Origin of the sequence: Pseudomonas sp. 5P_3.1_Bac2 (assembly GCF_025465995.1) — a bacterium.
In the GTDB taxonomy this organism is placed as follows: domain Bacteria; phylum Pseudomonadota; class Gammaproteobacteria; order Pseudomonadales; family Pseudomonadaceae; genus Aquipseudomonas.
This window is the reverse complement of sequence record NZ_JANLNY010000006.1, coordinates 962,659-985,857: the sequence shown is the minus strand read 5'-3', so window position 1 is coordinate 985,857 and position 23,199 is coordinate 962,659. Positions and strand designations below refer to the sequence as shown.

22 protein-coding genes are annotated in these 23,199 nt (G+C 57.6%); 6 read left to right on the top strand and 16 right to left on the bottom strand.

Going from position 1 to position 23,199, the window contains the following annotated elements; genetic code table 11:
- The first annotated feature begins 191 nt into the window (after positions 1-191).
- Positions 192-1,022 (top strand): undecaprenyl-diphosphate phosphatase, encoded by an 831-nt coding sequence (locus NTD81_RS08735; RefSeq protein ID WP_262181711.1) that lies wholly within the window; start codon positions 192-194, stop codon positions 1,020-1,022.
- 140 nt (positions 1,023-1,162) lie between these two features.
- Positions 1,163-1,837 carry a DUF1294 domain-containing protein gene (locus NTD81_RS08730; protein ID WP_262181709.1) on the top strand — a complete coding sequence of 225 codons (675 nt, stop codon included), beginning with the start codon at positions 1,163-1,165 and terminating at the stop codon, positions 1,835-1,837.
- Here NTD81_RS08730 and NTD81_RS08725 read toward each other — a convergent pair.
- Complete coding sequence (locus NTD81_RS08725) at positions 1,834-2,736, bottom strand: LysR substrate-binding domain-containing protein (RefSeq protein ID WP_262181706.1); 903 nt, start codon at positions 2,734-2,736, stop codon at positions 1,834-1,836. The genes NTD81_RS08730 and NTD81_RS08725 overlap by 4 nt on opposite strands.
- 114 nt (positions 2,737-2,850) lie before the next feature.
- Between NTD81_RS08725 and NTD81_RS08720 the strand changes: the two genes are divergently transcribed.
- On the top strand, positions 2,851-3,447 hold the full coding sequence (locus tag NTD81_RS08720) for an FMN-dependent NADH-azoreductase (protein ID WP_262181703.1): 597 nt from the start codon (positions 2,851-2,853) through the stop codon (positions 3,445-3,447).
- A gap of 63 nt (positions 3,448-3,510) precedes the next feature.
- On the opposite strand, the gene NTD81_RS08715 is transcribed toward NTD81_RS08720, so the two are convergent.
- The 10 genes from NTD81_RS08715 to NTD81_RS08670 all read right to left on the bottom strand — a co-directional run bounded on the left by NTD81_RS08715 (position 3,511) and on the right by NTD81_RS08670 (position 14,584).
- Positions 3,511-5,097: an ABC-F family ATPase gene (locus tag NTD81_RS08715; RefSeq protein ID WP_262181700.1), complete on the bottom strand. Its 1,587-nt coding sequence runs from the start codon at positions 5,095-5,097 to the stop codon at positions 3,511-3,513.
- Between the two features lie 358 nt (positions 5,098-5,455).
- Positions 5,456-5,917 (bottom strand): hypothetical protein, encoded by a 462-nt coding sequence (locus tag NTD81_RS08710; protein ID WP_262181698.1) that lies wholly within the window; start codon positions 5,915-5,917, stop codon positions 5,456-5,458.
- Between the two features lie 244 nt (positions 5,918-6,161).
- On the bottom strand, positions 6,162-7,073 hold the full coding sequence (gene fdhE / locus NTD81_RS08705) for a formate dehydrogenase accessory protein FdhE (RefSeq protein ID WP_262181695.1): 912 nt from the start codon (positions 7,071-7,073) through the stop codon (positions 6,162-6,164).
- The gene (locus NTD81_RS08700; protein WP_262181693.1) at positions 7,070-7,717 is read right to left on the bottom strand and encodes a formate dehydrogenase subunit gamma; all 648 of its coding nucleotides are present in this window, start codon (positions 7,715-7,717) and stop codon (positions 7,070-7,072) included. Before NTD81_RS08700 ends, fdhE begins: the two co-directional genes overlap by 4 nt.
- On the bottom strand, positions 7,714-8,628 hold the full coding sequence (gene fdxH, locus NTD81_RS08695; protein WP_262181691.1) for a formate dehydrogenase subunit beta: 915 nt from the start codon (positions 8,626-8,628) through the stop codon (positions 7,714-7,716). Before fdxH ends, NTD81_RS08700 begins: the two co-directional genes overlap by 4 nt.
- A 12-nt stretch (positions 8,629-8,640) precedes the next feature.
- Positions 8,641-11,691, bottom strand: coding sequence for a formate dehydrogenase-N subunit alpha (fdnG, locus tag NTD81_RS08690; RefSeq protein WP_262181687.1), 3,051 nt, complete (start codon positions 11,689-11,691; stop codon positions 8,641-8,643).
- 616 nt (positions 11,692-12,307) lie between these two features.
- Positions 12,308-12,589 carry a hypothetical protein gene (locus NTD81_RS08685; RefSeq protein ID WP_262181686.1) on the bottom strand — a complete coding sequence of 94 codons (282 nt, stop codon included), beginning with the start codon at positions 12,587-12,589 and terminating at the stop codon, positions 12,308-12,310.
- A 145-nt stretch (positions 12,590-12,734) separates the two neighbouring features.
- A complete protein-coding gene (locus tag NTD81_RS08680; RefSeq protein ID WP_262181683.1) occupies positions 12,735-13,103 on the bottom strand; it encodes an MmcQ/YjbR family DNA-binding protein in 369 nt (122 codons plus the stop codon).
- 64 nt (positions 13,104-13,167) lie between these two features.
- Entirely contained in the window at positions 13,168-14,274 is a 1,107-nt protein-coding gene (locus NTD81_RS08675) for a D-alanine--D-alanine ligase family protein (protein ID WP_262181680.1), read from the bottom strand.
- A 31-nt stretch (positions 14,275-14,305) separates the two neighbouring features.
- The gene (locus NTD81_RS08670; protein WP_262181677.1) at positions 14,306-14,584 is read right to left on the bottom strand and encodes a peptidylprolyl isomerase; all 279 of its coding nucleotides are present in this window, start codon (positions 14,582-14,584) and stop codon (positions 14,306-14,308) included.
- A gap of 166 nt (positions 14,585-14,750) precedes the next feature.
- Between NTD81_RS08670 and NTD81_RS08665 the strand changes: the two genes are divergently transcribed.
- Positions 14,751-15,965 (top strand): PilT/PilU family type 4a pilus ATPase, encoded by a 1,215-nt coding sequence (locus NTD81_RS08665; protein ID WP_262181673.1) that lies wholly within the window; start codon positions 14,751-14,753, stop codon positions 15,963-15,965.
- A 118-nt stretch (positions 15,966-16,083) separates the two neighbouring features.
- On the opposite strand, the gene NTD81_RS08660 is transcribed toward NTD81_RS08665, so the two are convergent.
- Positions 16,084-16,980, bottom strand: coding sequence for a LysR family transcriptional regulator (locus NTD81_RS08660; RefSeq protein ID WP_262181670.1), 897 nt, complete (start codon positions 16,978-16,980; stop codon positions 16,084-16,086).
- A gap of 133 nt (positions 16,981-17,113) precedes the next feature.
- On the opposite strand from NTD81_RS08660, the gene NTD81_RS08655 reads away from it, so the two are divergent.
- Positions 17,114-17,812, top strand: a complete 699-nt coding sequence (locus NTD81_RS08655; RefSeq protein WP_262181666.1) for a CoA transferase subunit A — start codon at positions 17,114-17,116, stop codon at positions 17,810-17,812.
- Between the two features lie 25 nt (positions 17,813-17,837).
- Complete coding sequence (locus NTD81_RS08650) at positions 17,838-18,494, top strand: CoA transferase subunit B (protein WP_262181662.1); 657 nt, start codon at positions 17,838-17,840, stop codon at positions 18,492-18,494.
- A 102-nt stretch (positions 18,495-18,596) separates the two neighbouring features.
- Here NTD81_RS08650 and NTD81_RS08645 read toward each other — a convergent pair whose 3' ends face one another.
- The 4 genes from NTD81_RS08645 to hmgA are packed head-to-tail and all read right to left on the bottom strand — an operon-like array spanning position 18,597 to position 23,170.
- Positions 18,597-19,910 carry an MFS transporter gene (locus tag NTD81_RS08645; protein ID WP_262181660.1) on the bottom strand — a complete coding sequence of 438 codons (1,314 nt, stop codon included), beginning with the start codon at positions 19,908-19,910 and terminating at the stop codon, positions 18,597-18,599.
- Positions 19,911-19,950: 40 nt separating this feature from the next.
- Positions 19,951-20,583, bottom strand: coding sequence for a maleylacetoacetate isomerase (gene maiA / locus NTD81_RS08640; RefSeq protein WP_262181657.1), 633 nt, complete (start codon positions 20,581-20,583; stop codon positions 19,951-19,953).
- A gap of 2 nt (positions 20,584-20,585) precedes the next feature.
- Positions 20,586-21,869, bottom strand: coding sequence for a fumarylacetoacetase (fahA, locus tag NTD81_RS08635; protein ID WP_262181654.1), 1,284 nt, complete (start codon positions 21,867-21,869; stop codon positions 20,586-20,588).
- A gap of 5 nt (positions 21,870-21,874) precedes the next feature.
- Positions 21,875-23,170, bottom strand: coding sequence for a homogentisate 1,2-dioxygenase (gene hmgA, locus NTD81_RS08630; protein WP_262181652.1), 1,296 nt, complete (start codon positions 23,168-23,170; stop codon positions 21,875-21,877).
- Positions 23,171-23,199: the final 29 nt, after the last annotated feature.

The following is a 23,199-nucleotide window of genomic DNA, read 5'->3' as shown; positions in this document are numbered from 1 at the left end:
TGGCTGTTATCAGCCTGTTTCTGCCGTTAATAGTTTGTTAGGCATTAGCTGGGCAACTCTAAGATTACAAATGAATGATTTGTAACATTTTTTAATTATCACCAAGGTCCGGTGAATGCACCGCGCAGGTCGCTGTCACAGACCAGTCAATTTAGTGTAGTGCGCGCGATAAACCGCGTATGGGGAGTGGAATGGATCTTTGGGTTGCAACTCAGGCTTTTATATTAGGCGTAGTCGAGGGCTTAACCGAGTTCTTACCTATTTCTAGCACTGGGCATCAGATCGTGGTCGCCGACTTGCTCGGTTTCGGCGGCGAGAGGTCGATGGCCTTTAATATCATCATCCAGCTTGCAGCCATCTTGGCGGTGGTTTGGGAGTACCGGCAGAAGATTCTCGGCATTGTTGTTGGCTTGCCCAAGGAACCTCAAGCGCAGAAGTTTACGACTAACTTGCTGATTGCCTTTATTCCAGCGCTGGTCTTGGGCGTAGTGTTCTCCGACTTGATTCACGAATACCTGTTTAACCCGATCACCGTAGCGCTAGCCTTAGTGGTGGGCGGCTTGATCATGCTCTGGGCGGAGCGCCGCCAGCATCAGGTGCGGGCTGACAGTGTCGATGACATGACTTGGAAGGATGCCCTCAAAGTTGGCTTTGCTCAGTGCCTGGCCATGATTCCCGGGACTTCACGTTCCGGCGCGACGATTATTGGCGGCCTGTTATTTGGCTTGTCACGCAAGGCGGCCACCGAGTTTTCGTTCTTCTTGGCGATGCCGACCATGGTCGGTGCGGCGGTTTACTCTGGCTATAAGTACCGCGACTTGTTCCAGGCCAGTGATCTGCCGGTATTCGCGGTCGGTTTTATTACTTCGTTTATTTTCGCCATGTTGGCAGTTAAAGCCTTGTTGCGCTTTATTGCCAAACACAGTTACGCGGTATTCGCGTGGTATCGGATTGCGTTTGGCCTGCTGATATTGGCCACTTGGCAGTTACAGTGGATTGATTGGAGTACGGCTCAGCCATAAGCCCCGCAGTCAGTGAACAGAAGGCGCACTCTACAGAGTTGCGCCTTTTTTCTGCGGTGGGATAAATAGTGCTTCTGCAACTTCGCGGTACAGGCTTATAGCGTAGCTGTAGAACAACTTTGCAAGAGTCAGGAGAGAGTATGGAACGGCGCGGTATTTTGCGCAGTTGGGATGATCATAAAGGCTTCGGTTTTATCCAGCCTGCTGATGGCGGCGCCGAGCTCTTCGCCCATATCTCGGTAATGCATGGCCAACGTCGGCCTCAAAAGGGCGATGCGGTGTTGTATGTGGCAGGCAAAGATGCGCAAGGCCGGCCCCGGGCCAGCCATATTCGCCTGGCTGCAGAGCTGGCATTGGATGATCCCAGTATTCGGGTTAAGCCCAAACAAGGCCGGGGCCGGGCCAATTCAGATACATCCAGTGGGGCTATCCAGCATCTGCGCCTAAAGCTGCTGCTGGGGTTTTTATTGTGTGTGCTACCGGCTTGTGGGGTATGGCAGCTGTATGCACACACGGGGCAGCTGTTGTGGCTGTGGATTTACCCGCTGGCCAGTTTGATTAGTGTTGGCCTGTACTGGCGCGATAAGGTCCAAGCGCAGCGAGGCGGCTGGCGTACCCCAGAGAAAATTCTGCATGCCAGCGAGTTAATCGGTGGTTGGCCCGGAGCGCTAATCGCGCAACAGTGGCTGCGGCACAAGACGCGTAAATTGTCCTACCAGTGGGTCTATTGGCTAATTGTGCTACTGCATCAATTACTTTGGCTGGACCGCTTGGTGCTGGACGGTCGCCTGCTGAGCGTCCACTTGGGTGGCTAGCGGCGGGTAATGGGTTGTTGCCGGCTGTAGCACGCGCTTAGGTGATCGATCCACGCGCGTACCGCAGGCAGCATGCCGCGCCTGTGGGTGTACACGGCCTGCAGATTGCCGGCTGGCAGCAGCCAGTCGGGCAGTAGGCGCACTAAACGGCCATCCTCCAACTCTTCCTGGCAATAAGCCGCCGGTAGCATGGTGAAGCCGAGATCAGCCAATGCGGCGTATTTACGCAGGCTGAAGTCCTCACTGGCCAAGCGCGGCTCCAACACGGCCTGATGCAGGCGCCCGCTGTCGTGCTGGAACTGCAGATGGATCATGCGATCGCTAGATATGGCGCCTAAGGCGGGCAGCAGCGCTAAGTCATCGGGGGTAATGACTGTGGCCTGGCTGGCCAGGGCCGGTGTAGCGACTACATAGGCTTGCTCAGGTTGCAAACGGCGGGTGATCAGACCTAGGTCTTCATCCTTGGCGCTGCGGATACGTAGCGCTACGTCGATGCCCTCATTGAATAGATCGACACGGCGGTTGGTCTGTAGGAGCTCAAGCTGGACCTTGGGATAAGCTGCTAGAAAGCTGGCAATTTGCTCGTTCAATACGAGAGCGCTGGGCGAGCTGATGCGTAAGCGCCCCCGGGGCTCACTGGTCAAGCTGGCGACGGCCTCTTCAGCTAATTCGGCCTCCTGCAGCATGGACTGGCAGTGCCGCAGATAGCGCTCGCCGATAGTCGTAAGTGCCAGTTTACGTGTCGTACGCTGCAACAGTCGGGCGTTTAGACGCTCCTCCAAATCTGCGATACGTCGTGATAAGCGCGATTTGGGAATACCCATGGCGCGCCCAGCAGCGGCAAACCCACCGTGTTCAACGACTTTGGCGAAGTAGAGAAGGTCATTAAGGTCGTGCATGGGATTGTCCTATATGTGGGACGAACTATCGCATTTTTTCGGACTAATCTGCGCACTAATCGATAGGTATGATCTGTCGCCATAACCCAATCACCGTTTACTCTGGAGAACACCATGTCCTTACTGCATATCGACTCAAGCATTCTCGGCGACGCTTCGGCTTCGCGCCAACTCAGCCGCGCCATTGTTGATGCCTGGACTGCCAAACATCCTGGCACCAAAGTGACCTACCGTGACCTAGCACAATTGACCAATCACGTGACTGGCCTGACCTTGGCCGCCGGTGGTACTCCTGCTGAGCAACAGAACGACGTACTGAAAGCAGAGGCGGCGCTGTCCAGCAGCCTGATCAGCGAATTCCTCGCGGCTGATACCATCGTGATTGGCGTGCCGATGTACAACTTCAGCATCTCCAGCCAACTGAAATCCTGGATCGACCGCATTTCGGTTGCCGGTGTGACCTTCAAATACACCGAAAAAGGCCCAGAAGGTCTTGCCGGTGGTAAGAAAGTCATCCTCGCCAGCACCGCTGGTGGTCAACACGCTGGCCAGCCATCGGGCTACGCCCATGAAGACTACGTGCGCTTTGTACTAGGCTTCCTCGGTATCACCGACATTAAAACCGTGCGTGCGGAAACTTTGGCCTATGGCCCAGAAGCACACGCCGCTGCCATCGATGGCGCGCTGAAGCAAATCAGCCAAGTGGTCTAAGCTTCACACAATACAAAAAGCCCGCCATTTGGCGGGCTTTTTGCTGTGCGCAATTAAGGAGGGTTAAACAATAATGCCTTGGCTGCGCAGGTAGTCGTCATAGGTGCCGCTGAAGTCAGTGACGCCGTTATCCGACAACTCGATGATGCGGGTGGCCAGCGAGCCGACGAATTCACGGTCGTGGCTGACGAACACCAACGTGCCTGGGTAGTTTTCTAGGGCCAGGTTAAGGGCCTCAATGGATTCCATGTCCAAGTGGTTGGTCGGCTCGTCCATGATCAGCACGTTGGGCTTCTGCAGGATCAGCTTGCCGAACAGCATGCGGCCTTGCTCACCACCGGAGATCACTTTTACCGACTTAAGAATCTCATCGTTGGAGAACAACATGCGGCCTAAGGTGCCGCGAATCATTTGCTCACCCTGGGTCCACTGGCCCATCCAGTCGAACAGGCTAACGTCGTCTTCAAAGTCGTGGGCGTGATCCTGTGCGTAGTAGCCCACCTCAGCACTTTCGGTCCACTTAACACTGCCGCTGTCGGGTTGCAGTTCATTAACTAAGGTGCGCAGTAGGGTGGTTTTACCGATGCCGTTGGGGCCGATGATAGCGACGCGTTCGCCGGCTTCGACGGTGAAGCTGAAGTTTTTAAACAGCACTTTGTCGTCGAAGGACTTTGACAACTTCTCGATGGTCACGGCTTGACGGTGCAGCTTCTTGGTTTGTTCAAAGCGGATAAACGGGCTGACGCGGCTGGATGGCTTAACTTCGGCCAGTTGGATCTTGTCGATTTGTTTGGCGCGGGAAGTGGCCTGCTTGGCTTTCGAGGCGTTGGCCGAGAAGCGGCTAACGAAGCTTTGCAGTTCGGAAATCTGCGCTTTCTTCTTGGCGTTATCCGACAGCAGCTGCTCGCGCGACTGGGTGGCGGCAATCATGTACTCGTCGTAGTTACCCGGGAACAGGCGCAGCTCGCCGTAATCTAGGTCGGCCATGTGGGTGCAGACCGAGTTAAGGAAGTGGCGGTCGTGGGAGATGATGATCATGGTGCTATTACGCGCCGTGAGGATGTTTTCCAACCAGCGAATGGTGTTGATATCCAGGTGGTTGGTCGGCTCATCGAGCAGCAGCACTTCTGGATCGGAGAACAGGGCCTGAGCCAGCAGTACCCGCAGTTTCCAGCCTGGTGCCACCTCAGTCATCGGGCCGAAGTGCTGTTCCAACGGAATCCCCAGACCTAAGAGCAGTTCGCCTGCACGGGATTCGGCGGTGTAGCCGTCCATTTCAGCGAACTCACCTTCAAGTTCACCGACCTTCATGCCTTCTTCTTCACTCATTTCTGGCAGCGAATAGATGCGGTCGCGCTCAGCTTTGACCTTCCACAGCTCTTCGTGGCCCATGATCACGGTGTCGATCACGCTGAAGTTCTCGTAGGCGAACTGGTCTTGGCGCAGCTTACCCAGACGCACGTTGGGCTCCAGCATCACCTGGCCGGCGGAAGGCTCAAGGTCACCACCGAGAATCTTCATAAAGGTCGACTTGCCGCAGCCGTTGGCGCCGATTAAGCCGTAGCGGTTACCGTTATTGAATTTAACGGAAACGTTCTCGAACAGCGGCTTAGCGCCAAACTGCATGGTGATGTTCGCGGTGGAGATCAAAGTGCTTATTCCTAGGGGGTTACAGCGCTGGGTAGAGCCACTCAAGACCTGTTTGAGGGCCTTTTAGAGCGTTTCCATTTCTCCCCAGTCGCCATTGGAAGACCAGCCAGCACCCATAAGTTGCCAGCAACTTAGACGCCTAAGGGCCAAGTCACGGGGCGATAAATGCGGGATTTACGCTGGAAAACGCGGATTGTCGCATAGCTGGCAGCCCAGTTGTACGTGGGCCGATCACTGATGCCAGGCAAATTGTTCAGCGTGCGCCGTGTGGGCGCATCGCTGCGCTGGCTAATCGACGGATTGGCGTAGTGTGCCTGGCTTAGCTAAGGCACAGAGATAGGAGGGTGGGGCGAGCAAACTACGGCTCCAGATCCTCGTTACCACGCACATAGTTGATATGGGCTGAGACCAGCGGTTGATTATTGATGCTGACCCGGCACAGGCGATTGACCACGGTTTTGTAGTCGGCGCCCAAGGTTTCATCACATTTGAGCAGCACCTGGTTGCCTTTCCACTGGGACAACGTGCCATCGGCGGCATCGCTGGCGGATTTTTGGATGGCTTGCTCGTTGTTAGGGCTGAAGTAGATCTGCGGTTCAGTGGTTTTGCCACTGTAGGCGCCGAAGTCCCGTGTGGCGCAGAGAGTGCCGGCGACTTGTTTGCCGTCGATGTAGTTGGCGCCGGTGACGCAATTCATCGGTTCGTTCCAGACATTCAACTCTGCAGTTTCTGCCGGTTGCGTGGATGAACTGCTGCAGCCATACAGGCCGCTTATAAGTGCAGTTAAACCAATAATCGCGACGGGCTTTGTATAAAACATAGAAAGATCCTTCGTTAGCTCCACGTTTAATTGGTACGCGGTGCCTTGAATTGGTTCAAGTTGTCACTGATATGTGGGGGGCTTAGTGCAGATAACACAATGGATTAAGCCAGGGCTTAACTGCGCCATAACATCTGCAATAGGTGAGGTTTGTGGCAGCACTTAGAAGAAGGCTAACGCCTCAGTCTCGCGCCAAGGTGGCTGGCGCGATACTGAGGCGTTAGTGAACTACGGCTGGCTGAGGTTAACCCGGCAGCAAAAATGGATTGAGTCCGCTGCGGGCAAAACCTTCCTGCTGCATGTGCGCATCCAGAGGCAGCGAAGCGAGGTCATCGGCTAAAGTTTCGGCCTCATGGTCGTGCTCCGGATAGAGGACTTTGAGGTAGGTGTGGCAGTCACCACAGCTTTCGGCCTTTATCGCAGTCTTCAGCTCGTTGAGTGACCAATAGTCGATTTGCCCGGTTTGCTCACAGTTGCTGCACTTGACCCTGACCATATGCCACTGACTGGCGCACAGGCTGCAGTGCAGGTAACGCAAGCCCGCTTGAGAGCCGGTCATGATCACGCTGGCCACGGGGATGCCGGAGCAGACCGGGCAGCGTTGCCGTTGTTCACCCAAGCCTGCCTTGCCTGCAGCGGGCAATTTGGCGGCCAGCTGAGTGAAATACAGCGACAGCGCGGCCCAGATAAACACGGCTTGGCCACCACCGCTATGGTCGTATTCGCCACTGATCAGCGCATGGGCAAGGGTCTCAAGGGTTGCCTCGTCCAAGTCGCGCAACTGATCCAGAACCGCTTGGGTGCTTGGGTTGGCGCTGGGATAAAGACGGTCGCTGATGCGCCGCAGCAGGTCTTTCCAGTAGGGCTCAGCCAATAGCCTGCGATCTGCCAGTGGCGCCTGCCCGGTGCCGACGCGCTGGGCTAAGCCCGCGCTCAATTGCTCGGGCAGGGGCGCGATGCTGAGCAGTGCCTGCTGCACGTCCACTAGGTTGGCAGCGAACAGCAGGTAGTCAGCCATGTCATGGGCCACGGCCAACTGGCGCAGACGCGCCGCGCGCCGGCTATAGAGATGCTGCAGATTAGGCAGGATTACGGGAGGGATTTCCGCTATGCCGGGGGAGCGCTCTTGCGGCGGTGTCAGTTGAATGCTGTTCATTTATCACCCGAGGACTTGGGCTGTTTAGGGCTGATCTGCCGATACCAACGGTCGTGGTGTGTCTTCGCCCAGAGGCGGCTGACATAACCGGTGATCATGCCGTTGATCGAGCCTTTAACCCAGAAGCCCATATAGGCATGGCCAATGACCAAGAGAATCAGGCAGATACCGGCCAGGGAGTGCACTAGCAGGCCGATGCGGATGACTGGAATGGGAAAGTACTCGGCAAAGTAGGCGCGCCAGATCACGATACCGCTGATCAATAGCGTTGAGATCAAACCCATGATGCCCCAGAACAGCAGTTTTTGACCGGCATTGTATTTGCCGACTTGCAGGCCTTTGACGTGTTTACCCTGGAGCACACTCATGATGTTGCGCACCCAGATTAGATCTTCACGCACGGGAAGGTTGTGTTTGACCAAGCGGATAAACAGGAACATCAGCGCCAGAAATATCACGACGCCGAGCATCGGGTGGAGAATCCTGGCCATTTGTGGCGTGCCGAGCACGCCACTAAGCCAACTCATGGTGGGGAAAAACCACGACAGTCCCGAGAGGGCTACCAGGAAGAAGCAAATCACCATAAACCAGTGACAAGCACGGTCGACGAAATGGGTGCGCAGAATTTCTTTGTCCTTGCTCATTTCGGTACCTCCTGATCGTCTTGATGATCGCCAACGGGTTCCGCCTCTGCATCGTCGGTGGTCAGTGGACCTACGCCGATATAGTGGAACATCGTCCCGGCCAGGGTGGCGAAAAATGCCACCGCCGCCACGGGCTTGAGCCAACCTTTCCACGCGTAAACGGTTGTGCTGATATGCGGGTCGGTCGGCAGCTTGTGGTACAGGTTAGGTTTGTCCGCATGCTGCAACACATACATCACGTGGGTGCCGCCAACGCCTTGTGGGTCGTACACACCCGCGCCGGCGAAGCCGCGTCCTTGCAACTCGACAACACGTTCGTCGGCTTGGTGCAGCATGTCTTCTTTGCTGCCGAAGCTGATGGCTCCAGTGGGGCAGGTTTTTACGCAGGCCGGCTCTTGGCCCACGCTGACACGATCGACACACAGGGTGCATTTATAGGCTTTGTTGTCCTTCTTACTGATGCGCGGCACATCAAACGGGCAGCCCGCCACGCAGTAACCACAGCCGATGCAGTACTCGGACTGGAAGTCGACGATGCCGTTGGCGTACTGCACAATCGCCCCCGGCTCCGGGCAGGCAGTCAGGCAACCCGGCTCGGCGCAGTGCATGCAGCCGTCTTTGCGGATCAGCCATTCGAGCTTGTCATCTTCACCTGCGACTTCGTCGAAGCGCATCAGCGTCCAGGTTTCCGCGGACAAATCCGCCGGGTTGTCGTATACGCCAACGTTATGGCCGACCTCGTCGCGCAGATCGTTCCATTCGCTACAAGCCACCTGGCAGGCTTTACAGCCGATGCAGATGCTGACGTCAATCAGTTTGGCCACTTGGGCTTGATGATCGCGCGAGTGTGGTGCGGGTGTTAGCGAGTTGGTGGCCGAACGCCAAATAATATCTTGCGATTGTAGGGACATGAGAGCGCTCCGCTAGGCCTTTTCAACGTTGACGAGGAATGCCTTGTATTCCGGCGTTTGCGAGTTGGAGTCACCGATACCAGGGGTCAGCGTGTTGGCCAAGAAGCCTTTACGCGTAGTGCCCTCATAACCCCAATGGCAAGGAATGCCGATGGTGTCGACTTCCTGCCCATCAATCGGCAGCCGGCGGATGCGCTTAGTCACCACGGCCTTGGCTTTGATAAAGCCGCGCTTGCTGGAGACTTTGACCATGTCGCCGTGGCCAATGCCTTTCTCATTGGCCAGCTTTTCGCCAATTTCAATGAATTGCTCAGGTTGAAGGATCGCGTTTAAGCGCGAATGCTTGGTCCAGTGGCGGAACAGCTCGGTAATCGAATAGGTGGTGGCCACGTACGGGAATTCGTCCCGGTTGCCCATGCGCGCCTCGTCACTTTTAAACAGGCGGGCGGTTGGGTTATGGCTGACCTGTGGGTGCAGCGGGTTGGCCGCCAACGGACTTTCAAACGGCTCGTAGTGCTCGGGGAAAGGTCCATCGTTGAGCTTCGCCAGCGAGAACAGGTGGCCCAAGCCGTCGGGCAGCATGATGAAGGGGTTAGTGTTGCCCCCTGGGGCCACATCAGCAGGAAAGTCCGGAATATCGGCTCCGCTCCAGCGTTTGCCGTTCCAGCCAATGATTTTACGTTGCGGGTCCCAAGGCTTGCCTTGAGGATCGGCGGAGGCGCGGTTGTACAGAATGCGCCGGTTCTGCGGCCAGGCCCAGGCCCAGGCAGGCGTGCAGCCTAAGCCCGAATCGGTGTTGTCGCGGCGGGCCATTTGGTTGCCTTGTTCGGTCCAAGAACCACAGAACACCCAGTTGAAACTGGCTGTGGTGCCATCGTCACGCAACTGCGAAAAGTCGTCGAGCAACTGGCCCTTGCGTAGGATTAGTTTGCCTTGTTCGTCATGCACATCGACCAGGGCGTAGCCATTGGCTTGCTTGGCAATTTCTTCCGGTTGCGGTTCTTTCGGGTCGGCATAATCCCACGCCATATTGAGGATGGGCGCGGGATTGGCACCGCCTTCTTGTTGGTACAGCTCACGCAGCTTCATGAACAGCTCGCCAAGAATCTTCGTGTCGTGCCAGCTTTCACCCGGTGGTGCTGCGCCAGCCCAGTGCCATTGCAACCAACGACCGGAGTTGACGATGGAGCCGTTTTCTTCCGCGAAGCAGGAAGAGGGCAGGCGGAATACTTCGGTCTGGATAGACGCAGTATCTACATCGTTATGCTCGCCGTGGTTTTCCCAGAAGCTGCCGCTTTCTGTGGCCAGTGGGTCGATGATGACCAGAAACTTGAGCTTGGCCAGAGCTTCGCTGGCTTTGTTCTTGTCTGGAAAGGCGGCAATGGGATTGAAGCCTTGGGCGATATAGCCATTGACCTTGCCTTCATACATGCGATTGCCGAAGTGCAGCACGTCGTAGCTTTGATCCCACTTGGGCAACCAATCGAAGCCCCAGTCATTGTCTGCGGTGGCGTGCTCACCCCAGAGGCTTTTCATCAGGCTGATAAAGAACTTGGGCGTGTTCTTGTAGTAGTTGACCTGTTCGTCCAACTGCGCAGCGGGCGTGACCTGTTTGAGGTAGGTATCAATGTCCGTCTGTTCTTCCGAAGGCAGGTCCATATACCCAGGCAGGCGCAGGGAGAGTAGGCCGAGGTCGGTGTAGCCTTGAATATTGGAGTGCCCGCGCAGCGCATTGACGCCACCGCCTGCCATACCAATATTGCCAAGTAACAGTTGGATCATGCCCGCGCCGCGGATCATTTGCGTGCCATTGGTGTGGTGTGTCCAGCCAAGGGCATAGAGGAAGGTCGTGGTTTTATCTGGCGCGCTGGTTTCGCCGATAATGGCGCAGATGTTGAGGAAATCTTTGGTCGGCGTACCGCAGATACGCGTGACCACTTCTGGGGTGTAGCGGCTGACGTGTTGCTTGAGCAAGTTCCACACACAGCGTGGGTGGTCGAGGCTCAGATCACGCTTGGCGAAGCCCTGCTCATCAACCTCATAGGCCCACGAGCTGCGGTCATAGGTGCGGCTACCGGCGTCATAACCGTTGAATAGGCCTTCATCAAACTTGAAGCCTTCTTTTACGATCAGGCTGGCGTTGGTGTAAGCGCGCACGTATTCATGCTGAATTTTGTCGTGAGAGATCAGGTAGTTGATCATGCCCATCAGGAAGGCCACATCAGAGCCCGCGCGGATCGGTGAATAGATGTCTGCTACTGACGCGCTACGGTTGAAGCGCGGGTCGACCACGATGACTTTGGCGCCATTGTGGATTTTCGCTTCGATCACCCATTTGAACCCGACTGGGTGAGCTTCTGCCGGATTGCCACCCATAATAAGGATGACGTTGGCGTTTTTGATGTCGACCCAGTTGTTGGTCATCGCGCCGCGGCCAAAGGTCGGCGCCAGCGCCGCCACTGTGGGGGCATGGCAAAGACGAGCTTGGCTGTCGATGCCGAGCATGCCCATGGCACGGGTAAAGCGTTGATCGAGGGAGCCGGTTTCGCTGCTGGCCGCAGAAGAGCAGAGCATACCGGTACTAAGCCAGCGGTTAACCACTGTGCCTTTGTCGTTGCGCTCGATGAAATTGGCATCGCGGTCATCTTTGAGCAGGCGGGCAATGCGGCCTATGGCTTCATCCCAACTGATGCGCTGCCACTTGTCTGAGCCGGGTGCACGGTATTCGGGATATTTCAGGCGCTGGTCGCTGTGGATGTAGTCAACCAGGCCGGCGCCTTTGGGACAGAGCGAGCCGCGGCTGACCGGATGATCCGGATCACCTTCGATATGAAAAATGCGCGCTTTGGCGTTCTTCGCGCCATCGCCAAGGCTGTACATCAAAATCCCGCAACCTACCGAGCAATAGGTGCAGTTGTTTCGGGTTTCCGTGGCGCGCAACAATTTATAGTGTCGCGACTGACTGGCCATGACGACCCCAGGGGCGAACCCCAAAGAGGTCGCTGTTGCCACGGCGGCCCCTACGGTGCACAACTTGAAGAACTGCCTTCTACCGATGTCCATGCCTTCTCCTTAGCATTGGCATTTGCAGTGAACAAATGCCATGTCACGCATGAGGTAGTTAGGGCTCTTCTAGAACCTAACCCAACAGCATGCTGATGTACTAAAACTTGCGTGTGTGTAAATGATGTGTGGCAAAACCGGGGTTTGTCCTTTGATAGGCAATGGACCCTCCAAGCTCAGGGCATAACATCTGCACAACACCACATCTCTATGAATTAAAAGCAATTTTTCAAATTAAAAGCCTGCGCCGACAGGCTCGTACTATTTAGTTAGCGGTTTAGCCATGGGGTTACTGCACAGTCAGCGTAGCTTAAAGCTGAGCCCGTGTGGCCGAACCTGGATAGGCACGCCAAGATGTCTGGCAGTAATCGTGCGAGGGGGATTAAACCCGTTGCAAATGCAGAGAATAGGCCGGTCATGTTCAGACTGTTAAATCACTGTATGTTATTGATTCTTATTACCATTATTCCCTCGGCTACCTGCTCAGTATGAGTAATAGTTAAGCAGAGAGTTCTTTGCAGTCGACGAGAGGACGTATAACAATTGACGATTACGCGGCGCAGCCCCTATTTCGATACTTTGAGCCGATATGCTGCCACGACTCTGCAGCACCAGGTTATGAGGAGGCGGCTAGGCGCGTGGTGAACTGGCAGAGCTCAATGCGCAGCGCGCATATAGTGGGGAATACACCGACGATGCGCACATGACGATTACAGATAAACCAAGTTTCGTCGCGGTCGTTGCTGAGGATGAAGTAAGCATCGGATGTTTCTGAAGGATTGAACATACCAATGGCGCGGTAAGCCGTTTGCGTATTGAAGCCGCTGCAACTGGGCAGGGGCTTGGGGCCACCTTCAAGCTCTTGGATGCGTACGTAAATACCGGTCTCAATCATCATTCTTATCACTCCATTCAAGGGCTAAGAATGTGATGGACAATAGGACAAAGAGTTCGTGGGGGGGCGCTGATTAGTAAGAACAAATGTCTCTAACACGCTGAGTCATCTAAAACTTTTGTATGAGGGCCTGAGACAGTACCGTGAACTAGAGCAATAGGCTGACACGCTGCCATTTCGGCAGTTTACTCACCACCAACTGGTGTGAACGCTGCAGCAGTTGTTCAAGCTCAGCGCGGCCCAGCGGATAGGGCGCATCCATGTTGATCCAGTGGGCTCGTGCTAAGTACGGCGCGGGGCGGATGCCGGGACGGTCGCAGTGACCTAAAAACAGATCTGTGTCGACCTTAAAGCCCAGGCTCTCTTGGCCAGCGATATGCATCACCGCGAACATCTTGTTCTGTGCCACCGAAAATACCCGAACACCGCCCCATTTGTAGTCTTCTTGCGCCCCTGGCAGGCTCAGGCAGAAGGCCGCCACTTGCTCAGGGTTAAGCTTAGAGTTAGGGCTTGGCATTCGCGGGCACTCCATGCTGAGCATGGCGCGCGGCGATTACGCCAGCGCGCAATGACTGGTGGCGTTAGCGGGCCCGTGATGCCGGATCGAGGGCTAAGGCGATCAGCTCATTAAGCAGTTCGCTGTAGCTCAAGCCGCTGGCTTGCCACAGTTGAGGGTACATCGAGATCGGAGTAAAGCCAGGCAGGGTATTGAGCTCATTAACGACTGGGCCGTGCTCAGTCAGGAAGAAGTCCACCCGTGCCAAACCTGTGCAGCCAGTGGCCTCAAAGGCGCGCACGGCAGTGTCTTGTAGCTGCTTTAACTCGGTCTCGGTGACTACGGCAGGTAAGTGCAGGGTGACACTGTCGGCCCCTAGGTACTTAGCGTCAAAGTCGTAAAAGGTGCCTTGTTGGCAGACAATTTCACCGATCACACTGGAGGTTCGTGGGCGTGTGCCATTGCGTCCGCCCAGCACGGCGATCTCCACTTCGCGGCCACTGACGCTGGACTCGATTAGCAGCGCCGCATCATGGGCAAAAGCAGTCTCTAGAGCGGCGGGCAAGGCTTGCTTGCTGGTCACGCGGCTTACGCCCATGCTCGAGCCAGCTCGCGCTGGTTTAACGAACAGCGGGTAGTTGAGACCGGCATCTAGGCTGTCGAGTAATTCAGGTTCACGTTGCCACTGATTGCGGCTCAGCGAGCGCCCGGGTGCCACTTGAATCCCCGCTGCGGCCAACACCAGCTTGGTGAAGTGCTTGTCCATGCACAGCGCTGAGGCCAGTACGCCATTGCCCACATAGGGCAGGGAGATCAGCTCAAGCATGCCTTGCACGGTACCGTCTTCGCCGTAGGGGCCGTGCAGCACCGGGAAGACTAAGTCCACTTCGCCGAGTAGGCGCAGGGAGCCATCGGCCTGGGTTACGCTGATCTGCCGTGACGCGCTGCTTTGCGGCCAGTGGAATTGACTGCCGTTATCGATCACGTGCGGCAGTTGCGGCGCATCCAGGCGATAGTCCATGGCCTCAGGTGCAACCAGTTGCATCTGACCGTTAGCGCGGATGCCCACGGGCAGTACGTCATAGCGCTGTTTGTCGAGGGCGTCGTAGACGTTTTTGGCGGTCACGCAACTGATGCTGTGCTCACTGGAGCGTCCACCAAACAGCAGGACCACACGAATCTTGGCGCTCATTACCACTTCCTTATTAACTGAACTGCGCGGCTTACTCGCGATAGAACACTTGCACCAGGTGATAGCCGAATTGGCTCTTCACCGGGCCATGCACTTCGCGCAGCGGTTTCTTAAAAATCACTTGGTCGATCGAACGGACCATCTGGCCGGGGCGCACTTCGCCCAGATCGCCACCTTTTTTCCCCGAAGGGCAGGTGGAATGTTTGCGGGCCAGCACGTCGAAAGCTTCGCCGGCGGCAATCCGTTTTTTCAGGGCCGCGGCTTCTGCTTCGGTTTTCACCAGAATGTGCCGGGCCATTGCTTTGGGCATGACAGGTTCCTCGTTTTTCAGGCGGCCATTGTGCCAGTATTTGTCCGGCAAAATTCAGCGCCTTTGATCATTCCCAAGTGACAGTTGTAGGCCGCTAGCTTGGTTATTCGCACGGCTGTTCACTCTTGGGCAACAGATAATAAAGCCACTCTGCCGGATGCTCCCTATGGACCTCAATGCGATGCTCAAAATCCTCTCCAGTCAGGACGGTTCCGACCTGTACCTGTCCACTGGAGCGCCGCCGTGCGCCAAGTTCAACGGTGTACTCAAGGCTTTGGCCGCAGAGTCACTGAAAGCCGGTGAGGTGGCCGATATCGCTAATTCGGTGATGGACAGTGCCCAGCGCGAAGAGTTTGAGCGTGAGTTGGAAATGAACCTAGCGATTTCCATTAGCGGGGTGGGGCGCTTTCGCATCAACATCTTTAAACAGCGCAACGAAGTGTCGATTGTGGCGCGCAATATCAAAATGGAAATCCCCAAGTTCGAAGACCTCAAGCTGCCGGAGGTGTTGCTCAAAACCGTGATGGAAAAGCGCGGCCTGGTGTTGTTTGTCGGCGGCACCGGTTCGGGTAAATCTACGTCTTTGGCGGCACTGATCGACTACCGTAACCGCAACAGCGGCGGCCATATCATCACCATCGAAGACCCGGTGGAGTACGTGCACCGGCACAAGAAATCGATCATCAATCAGCGCGAAGTCGGGGTGGATACCCGCAGTTTCCACGCCGCCTTGAAGAACACCCTGCGCCAGGCCCCAGATGTGATTTTGATCGGTGAGATCCGCGACCGCGAGACCATGGAGCATGCTCTGGCCTTTGCCGATACCGGCCACTTGGCGATTTCCACCTTGCACGCGAACAATGCCAACCAGGCACTGGACCGCATCATCAACTTCTTCCCCGAGGATCGGCGCCCACAACTGCTCAATGACTTGGGTAACAACCTCAAGGCCTTTATCTCCCAGCGTCTGGTCAAGACCGTGGATGGCAAGCGCCGCGCCGCCGTCGAGGTATTGCTGGGCACGCCCACGGTGCGCGATTTGATCAAGCGCAGCGAGCTGTCGGAGATTAAGGAAATCATGGAGAAGTCGCGCAACATCGGCATGCAGACCTTCGATCAGGCGCTGATCTCGTTGGTACACGAGGCCGCGATTACCGAGGATGAGGCGGTTAAAAACGCCGACTCGGCGAACAACGTGCGCCTGCAACTGAAACTGCACCGAGACACCAGCCCCGCGCCGGCAGCCCAGCCAACTAGCGTTGCAGAGGCTGGCGCGCCGGCACAACCGCCGGTGGCCGCTAAGGCGCAGTGGGGTCTTGAGCTTAAGCTTGAGGAGATCGACGAAGATCAGGCGGATGACCCAGGCCGCAGCGGCATCTGAGCGCTCCATAATCAGGCCGCTAGGCCTGATTTGTTGCAGTGGACCTAGGTGGTTTGGCACACGGCTAGCGCATGCTTAGGCATAGCAAGCAGCGCAGGATTACCCCGTGGCTTGCCCGCTAAGCCAGCAGGGTCGGCCAGTCGCAGCCTTGCAATATCTCCGCCATAGCTTGGGCGGCGCTGGACAGGTGATGGTCACGGCGGTGCAGCAAGCCAATGCGCCGCTGCACCCGTGGGCTGTGCAGGGGCACACAACAGACCCCCAGCGCTTGCATCTGTTGCTGGCACAGCGCGGGGACGGCGCTAACGCCCAGACCTTCGGCGACCATTCTGCCCACGGTGACCAACTGATGGCTTTCAAAAGCTACGGCGAGCCGCCCGTGTTCGGCCTCGATGCTTTGCTCCAGCAGCAGGCGCACAGCAGAGGGGCGCTGCAAGGTGATAAAGGGCTGGCTCAGCAGTTGCTGCCAACTGACTGCACTATGGGCCAGCAGCGGGCTGTGCTGCGGCACTAAGGCGACAAACTGGTCGTTATAAAAAGGCGTGAAATACAACTGTTCCAGAGCGTCCGGCTCGAAGGCGATACCCAACTCAACCCGGCCGTTGCGCACCATCTCCAACACCTGTTCGTTGATCACATCAAACACCGCCACATTGACCTTGGGGTGTTGCTGGCGAAAGCGTTTCAGCGCCTTGGGTAACAGATTGCTGGCAAAGGACGGCATGGCGGCGATGGCCACTTTGCCCAGCTGCAAGGTGAAGTGCTGATGCATCAGCTCTTCGGCATTGTCCCAATCGGCCAGCAGGCGGCGGGCAATTGGCAGCAAGGTTTCCCCTTCGGGCGTCAGGCTGACGCTGCGGGTGTTGCGCAGCAGCAGGGCACCACCCAGGCCATCTTCCAGACTCTTCAGCGCGAGACTTAAGGCTGGCTGCGACAGGTGCAGGCGTTCGCTGGCTTGGGCGAAGCTTAGGGTCTGCGCCACGGCGACAAAGGCGCGTAACTGTTTGAGCGTCATTGATAAGGTTTTCTAATTAATAGTTTTGTAAAACAAACTTAACAAATCACTGCCTAACAGAGAAGCTGTGGCAAGCTCGGTGGCGACAAGTGCCCATCTAACAATCAATAACATCAGCAAGAGGCCTGACAGCATGAGCGGACTCGACAAGCGAGTAAGCAGTTATGAAGAAGCCTTGGACGGCTTGACTGACGGCATGACCGTCCTCTCCGGTGGTTTTGGTCTGTGTGGTATTCCGGAGAACCTGATCGCTGAGATTCGCCGCCGCGCGGTACGCGATCTGACCGTGGTGTCGAATAACTGCGGGGTGGATGGCTTTGGTTTGGGCGTGCTGCTGGAAGATCGGCAAATTCGCAAGGTGATCGCCTCTTATGTTGGCGAAAATGATCTGTTTGAGCGGCAGTTGCTCTCTGGAGAGCTGGAAGTGGAGCTGACTCCGCAGGGCAGCTTGGCGGAGAAACTGCGCGCTGGCGGTGCTGGCATCCCCGCTTTCTTTACCGCCACTGGCTACGGTACGCCGGTGGCTGAAGGTAAAGAGGTGCGCGAATTTAATGGCCGCCAATACATCCTTGAGCCGGCGATTACCGGCGACTTCGCCATCGTTCGCGGCTGGAAAGCCGACCACTATGGCAATGTGATCTATCGCCACACCGCCCAGAACTTCAACCCGCTGGTGGCCACTGCCGGGCGCATCACCGTGGTCGAAGTGGAAGAAATCGTCGCCCCCGGGGAGCTTGATCCGAGTCAGATCCACACCCCCGGTATCTACGTGAACCGCATCATTCAGAGCACCTTCGAGAAGCGCATCGAGAAGCGCACCGTTCGTTCCTGAACCCACGCACACGAGAGAGCAGACCATGGCATTAACCCGCGAACAAATGGCCCAGCGCGTGGCGCGTGAGCTTAAAGACGGTTACTACGTCAACCTCGGCATTGGCATCCCGACCCTGGTGGCCAACTACGTGCCGGACGACATTGAAGTAATGCTGCAATCGGAAAACGGCTTGCTCGGCATGGGCCCGTTCCCCACCGAAGCGCAAGTGGACGCCGATATGATCAACGCCGGCAAGCAAACCGTCACGGCAGTGAAGGGCGCGTCGATTTTCAACTCGGCGGAATCCTTTGCCATGATCCGTGGTGGCCATGTCGACCTCACCGTGCTCGGTGCCTTTGAGGTGGACGTGCAGGGCAACATCGCCTCGTGGATGATCCCCGGCAAGTTGATCAAGGGCATGGGCGGCGCCATGGACCTGGTGGCCGGTGCCGACAACATCGTCGTCACCATGACCCATGCGTCCAAGGATGGTGAATCGAAATTGCTCGAGCGCTGCAGCTTGCCGCTGACTGGCGCGGGCTGCATCCGCAAGGTGCTCACTGATTTGGCCTATCTGGAAATCGTCGATGGCGCGTTTATTCTGCGTGAGCGCGCACCTGGGGTGAGTGTGGAAGAGATCGTCAGCAAAACCGCCGGCAAGCTGATCGTGCCGAAGGATGTGCTGGAAATGAGTTTCTAAGTCGTTGCGGCGCAGCCTGTTGCCACGAACAGCAGGCACTCTGCGTCGACTTAGATGCAAAACCGCCAAGGTTTTACGGCCTTGGCGGTTTTTTTGTGCCGGTTAGGCTTGCGGTGCTTTGACCTGAAGAATCAGCAGCGCCGCCAGTGCCGCAGGGATGGCCGCGAGCATAAAGATGTATTGCACCGGCAAGTGCATGGCCAGCAGCAGACTGCCAAACAGCGGGCCTAGGATCGAGCCAAAACGGCCAATGCCCAAGGCCCAGCCGGTGCCGGTGGCGCGCACCTCGGCGGGGTAAAAGTTACTGGCAAAGGCATTCAGGGTCAGTTGCCCGCCGATCACGCAAAAGCCGCCGGCAAACACCGCCACTAGCAGCCATAACGGCTCGGCATGGAACAAACCGATCAACACCATACACAGCGCCGCACCGCCTAAAATGCTCGCCAGCAACCGGGTTTTGCTGCCCACCCGATCCGCCAGCCACGCCACCAATACCGCGCCCAAGGTACCGGCAAAGAGGAACATGGAGGTGGCCAGGTTGGCGCTGTTACGGCTCAGACCGCTGTCTTGCAGCAGTGAAGGCAGCCAGCTGACCATAAAGTACAGCAGCATCAGGCTGACGAAGAAGGTGGCCCACAGCAGCAAGGTCGGCCGGGCGAAACCATCGCGCAGCAATGCCAGCATGCTTAGCTTGGGGGCGGCCTGCGCTGGCTGCACCTGCTCAGCCGCAGGCACTTGCCAAGCCGGCACGATGCGTTGGCTGAGGCGCTGTAAGCGTACATAGGGCGGCGCATCACGCAGCAAGCGCGACAGCGACTCCGGCAGGTAGAAAAACAGCCAGGGCCACAGCAGCAAGGGCGCTAACCCGCCCGCCAGAATCACTGCCTGCCAGCCAAAGCTGTCCATAAAGCCGGCCGCGACAAAGCCACCGGCGGCGCCCCCAAAGGAGAAGCCGCAGGTGGCCAAGGTCACCATCAGTGTGCGCAGGCGCGGCGGTGCGTAGTCGGCCATCAGGGCAATGGCACTGGGCATGGCGCCGCCCATGCCGATACCGCAGAGAAAGCGCACCAGCATCAGGCTCTCAAGATTAGTGCTGAGCAGCATCAGCAGGCTCAGGCTGGCGTAGAGCAGCACACAACTGAGCAGCACGCGGCGGATACCAAAGCGATCGGCCAAAGGCGTGATCAGCAGTGAACCTAACGTCAGGCCAAACAGGTTGGCGCTAAACACCGGGCCAAAGGCGGCTTTCTCTAAGCCCCATTGCTGGGCCAAGGTCGGCACCACATAGCCTAGGAGCTGGGCGTCGTAGCCATCGGTGATCAGTAACAGGGCCAATAGCAGCAGCAGGCGCCATTGGTAGCGCGACACCGGCCGTTGATCTATGGCCGCACGAAAGCTGGCTATCTGGTTGTGCATCGCAAGAGTCCTTTCTTTTTATTGGTCGGGTGGTTTAGGACTAACTGGGTGGGCAATCAGGCTGGTTGGCCGGATGGGCCTGCTGAAATGCCGGGTGTTGTTCGGCCAGCGCCGCCACTCGACGCAGGCGCGGGTAGGGGGCGAGGTCCACGCTAAAGCGTGCGGCGGCATAGAGTTGGGGAATCAGATACACGTCAGCCAGCCCCGGCTGGGGGCCGAAGCACCAGCCTGAATCGCCGATCCATTGCTCAATGCTGTCCAGACCCAGACTGATCCAGTGTTTATTCCAGTGCTGCAACTGCTCTTCGTCATGGCCGAGCTGGCGCAGTTGATTCAGCACGCTGACGTTATGCAGCGGGTGGATGTCGCAACTGATCAGCGCCGCCACTGCGCGCGCGCGGGCCCGCTGCAGCGGCTCGGTGCTGAGCAGCGGTGGCGTGGGATAACACTCCTCCAGATATTCAAGCAGCGCCGGCGACTGGTATAGACGCGCCCCTGAGTCCAGCTCTAGGGTCGGCACCCGGCACTGGGGGTTGATGGCGCGGTAGGGCGCTTGCAGTTGCTCGCCATCTTTTAGGTTGATCGCCAGGCTTTGGTAATCCAGACCCTTAAGCGCTAGCGCAATGCGCAGGCGATAGGACGAAGTGGAGCGGTAGTAGCCATAGAGGCGCATCGTTATAGCCCCGCAGGCGCCGGCAAGATTTGCCCGCGACATTCACCAAAACCGATGCTGGCAAAACCTGGGCGCGAGCAACGGGCCCGCAGGATGATTTCGTCGCCATCTTCTAAAAAGCGTCGGGTCTCGCCGCTGGCCAAGCTGAGCGGGTGTTTACCACCTTGGCTGATTTCCAAGAGTGAGCCGAACTGACCAGGCTGGGCGCCAGACAGGGTGCCGGTGCCGAACAGGTCGCCGGGCTGTAGCTGGCAGCCGTTAACGCTGTGGTGGGCGATCAGCTGCGCGGGAGTCCAGTACATGCTTTGGCTGTTGCTTAGCGTCAGACGCTCAGGGGGCAGGCCCTGCTCGCGCAGTCCTGGGGTCAGCAGCAGAACCTCCAGCTCGATATCCAGTGCGCCGTGGGCTTGGTCGGCGGCATCCAGCAAATACGCCAGGGGTTGCGGGTCACCGGCTGGGCGCGGCGCCTGGGCGCAGCGAAACGGCTCCAGGGCTTCTGCGGTCACCACCCACGGTGAGATCGTGGTGATAAAGTTTTTGGCTAAAAACGGCCCCAGTGGCTGGTATTCCCAGGCTTGGATATCCCGCGCCGACCAGTCGTTAAGCAGGCAGTAACCGGCGATATGTTCGCCCGCTTGGCCTATGGCAATGGCCTCGCCGAGTGGATTACCTGGGCCCATCCAAATGCCTAGTTCCAGCTCATAGTCCAGGCGCTGGCTGGGGCCAAAGGTTGGTTCAGTGGCGCCGGCCGCCAGGGTTTGGCCATTAGGGCGGCGTACTGGCGCACCCGAGGCGCGGATGGTCGAGGCGCGGCCGTGGTAGCCGATGGGCACGTGTTTGTAGTTGGGCAGCAGCGGGTTATCCGGACGGAACAGCTTGCCGACGTTTTCAGCGTGGTTAATGCCGACATAAAAGTCGGTGTAATCGCCGATCTTGGCCGGCACGTGCAGCTGGCAATCACTGGCCAGGTGCAGCAGCTCAGGACGCGGCGTCGCGGCGGCGCTGAGCAGTTCCAGCAAGCGCTCACGCAGCGCGACACGGTGAGCTTTACCGAGGGCAAACAGGCCGTTCAAGCTGCCATCCAGGCTGGCTTCGACTGCTTCCAGGGCCAGGCCGTGGAACAGGCCGGCTTGCCGGGCGGCTTGCAGGTCGAAAATCTGCTCGCCGATGGCCACGCCGCTGCGTGGTGCTTGTTGGCCGTGACTAAAGATACCCAGCGGCAAGTTGTGCAGGGGGAAGTCCGCATGGCCATTGGCCGAGGTGACCCAGCTGTGGTTTACGCTCATAGGTGCTAGCTCCGAGGGCCAGTAAAAGTAGGGGTGAGGTCTGCCCAGCAGGCGTCGTAATCGTTCTGCAAGGCGCGGCTGTGCATGGCGAACTGGCTGGGGCGCAGCACTTGGCTGGTCTCGACCATAAAGGCCATGGTCTGGTCGACTTTTTGCGGTTGCAGATCGGCGTTAATCGCTTTGTTGCAACTGGCGGCGTCGGGGCCGTGGGCGCTCATGCAGCTATGCAGCGAGCTGCCGCCGGGGATAAAGCCGCCGCCTTCCTTGGCGTCGTACACGCCCTGGATCAGGCCCATAAATTCGTTCATCAGGTTGCGATGGAACCACGGCGGACGGAAGGTGTTTTCTGCCACCAGCCAGCGCGGCGGGAAGATCACCAAATCCATGTTGGCCAGGCCGGGCACGCTGGTGGGCGAGGTCAATACGGTGAAGATCGATGGGTCCGGATGATCAAAGCTGATGGAGCCGATGGTGTTGAACTTACGCAGGTCGTATTTGTACGGCGCGCTGTTGCCATGCCAAGCCACTACATCCAATGGCGAGTGATCGAGTTCGCAGGCCCATAGCTCACCGAGGAACTTCTGCACCAGTTGCACCGGCTCACGGCGGTCTTCATACCAGGCCACAGGGCTTTGAAAGTCGCGCGGGTTGGCCAGGCCATTGCTGCCCAGTGGCCCTAACTCGGGCAGGCGCAGCGGTGCGCCATGGTTCTCGGTGAGATAGCCGCGAGCTTCGCCGTCGAGCAGCTCAACGCGGAATTTAATGCCTCTAGGAATGACCGCAATTTCCAGCGGCTCAAGCTCAAGCAAGCCCATCTCGGTATACAGACGCAGACGACCTTGCTGCGGCACCAGCAGCAACTCGCCATCGGCATTGAACAGCACTCGCTGCATGGAACGGTTGGCCAGGTATTGGTAGAGGGTGACGCCGGCGACTTTATCGGCAGGGCTGTTGGCGGCCATACAGACCAAACCGTCGAGGAAGTCCGTGGGGCTCGTCGGCAGCGGCAGTGGGTCCCAGCGCAGGCGATTGGGATTGGGCCGATCGAGGGCTTGGCCATTAATCTGCTTGGGCAGGCGGGTAAAAGCCGGATGCTTGGCCGAAGGATTGATCCGGTACAACCAGCTGCGCCGCACTTCGCTGCGCGACATGGTGAAGGCGGTGCTGGAGAACAGTTCGGTATAGAGGGCGTAGGGCACCTGTTGCGGCGAGTTTTGCCCTTGGGGTAAGGCGCCGGGCAGTGCCTCAGAGCTGAAGTGATTGGCAAAGCCACTTTGATAGGCAGGGGCAGCGGTATGCATCGAGTCCTCCTTGGCGCGAACCTATAACA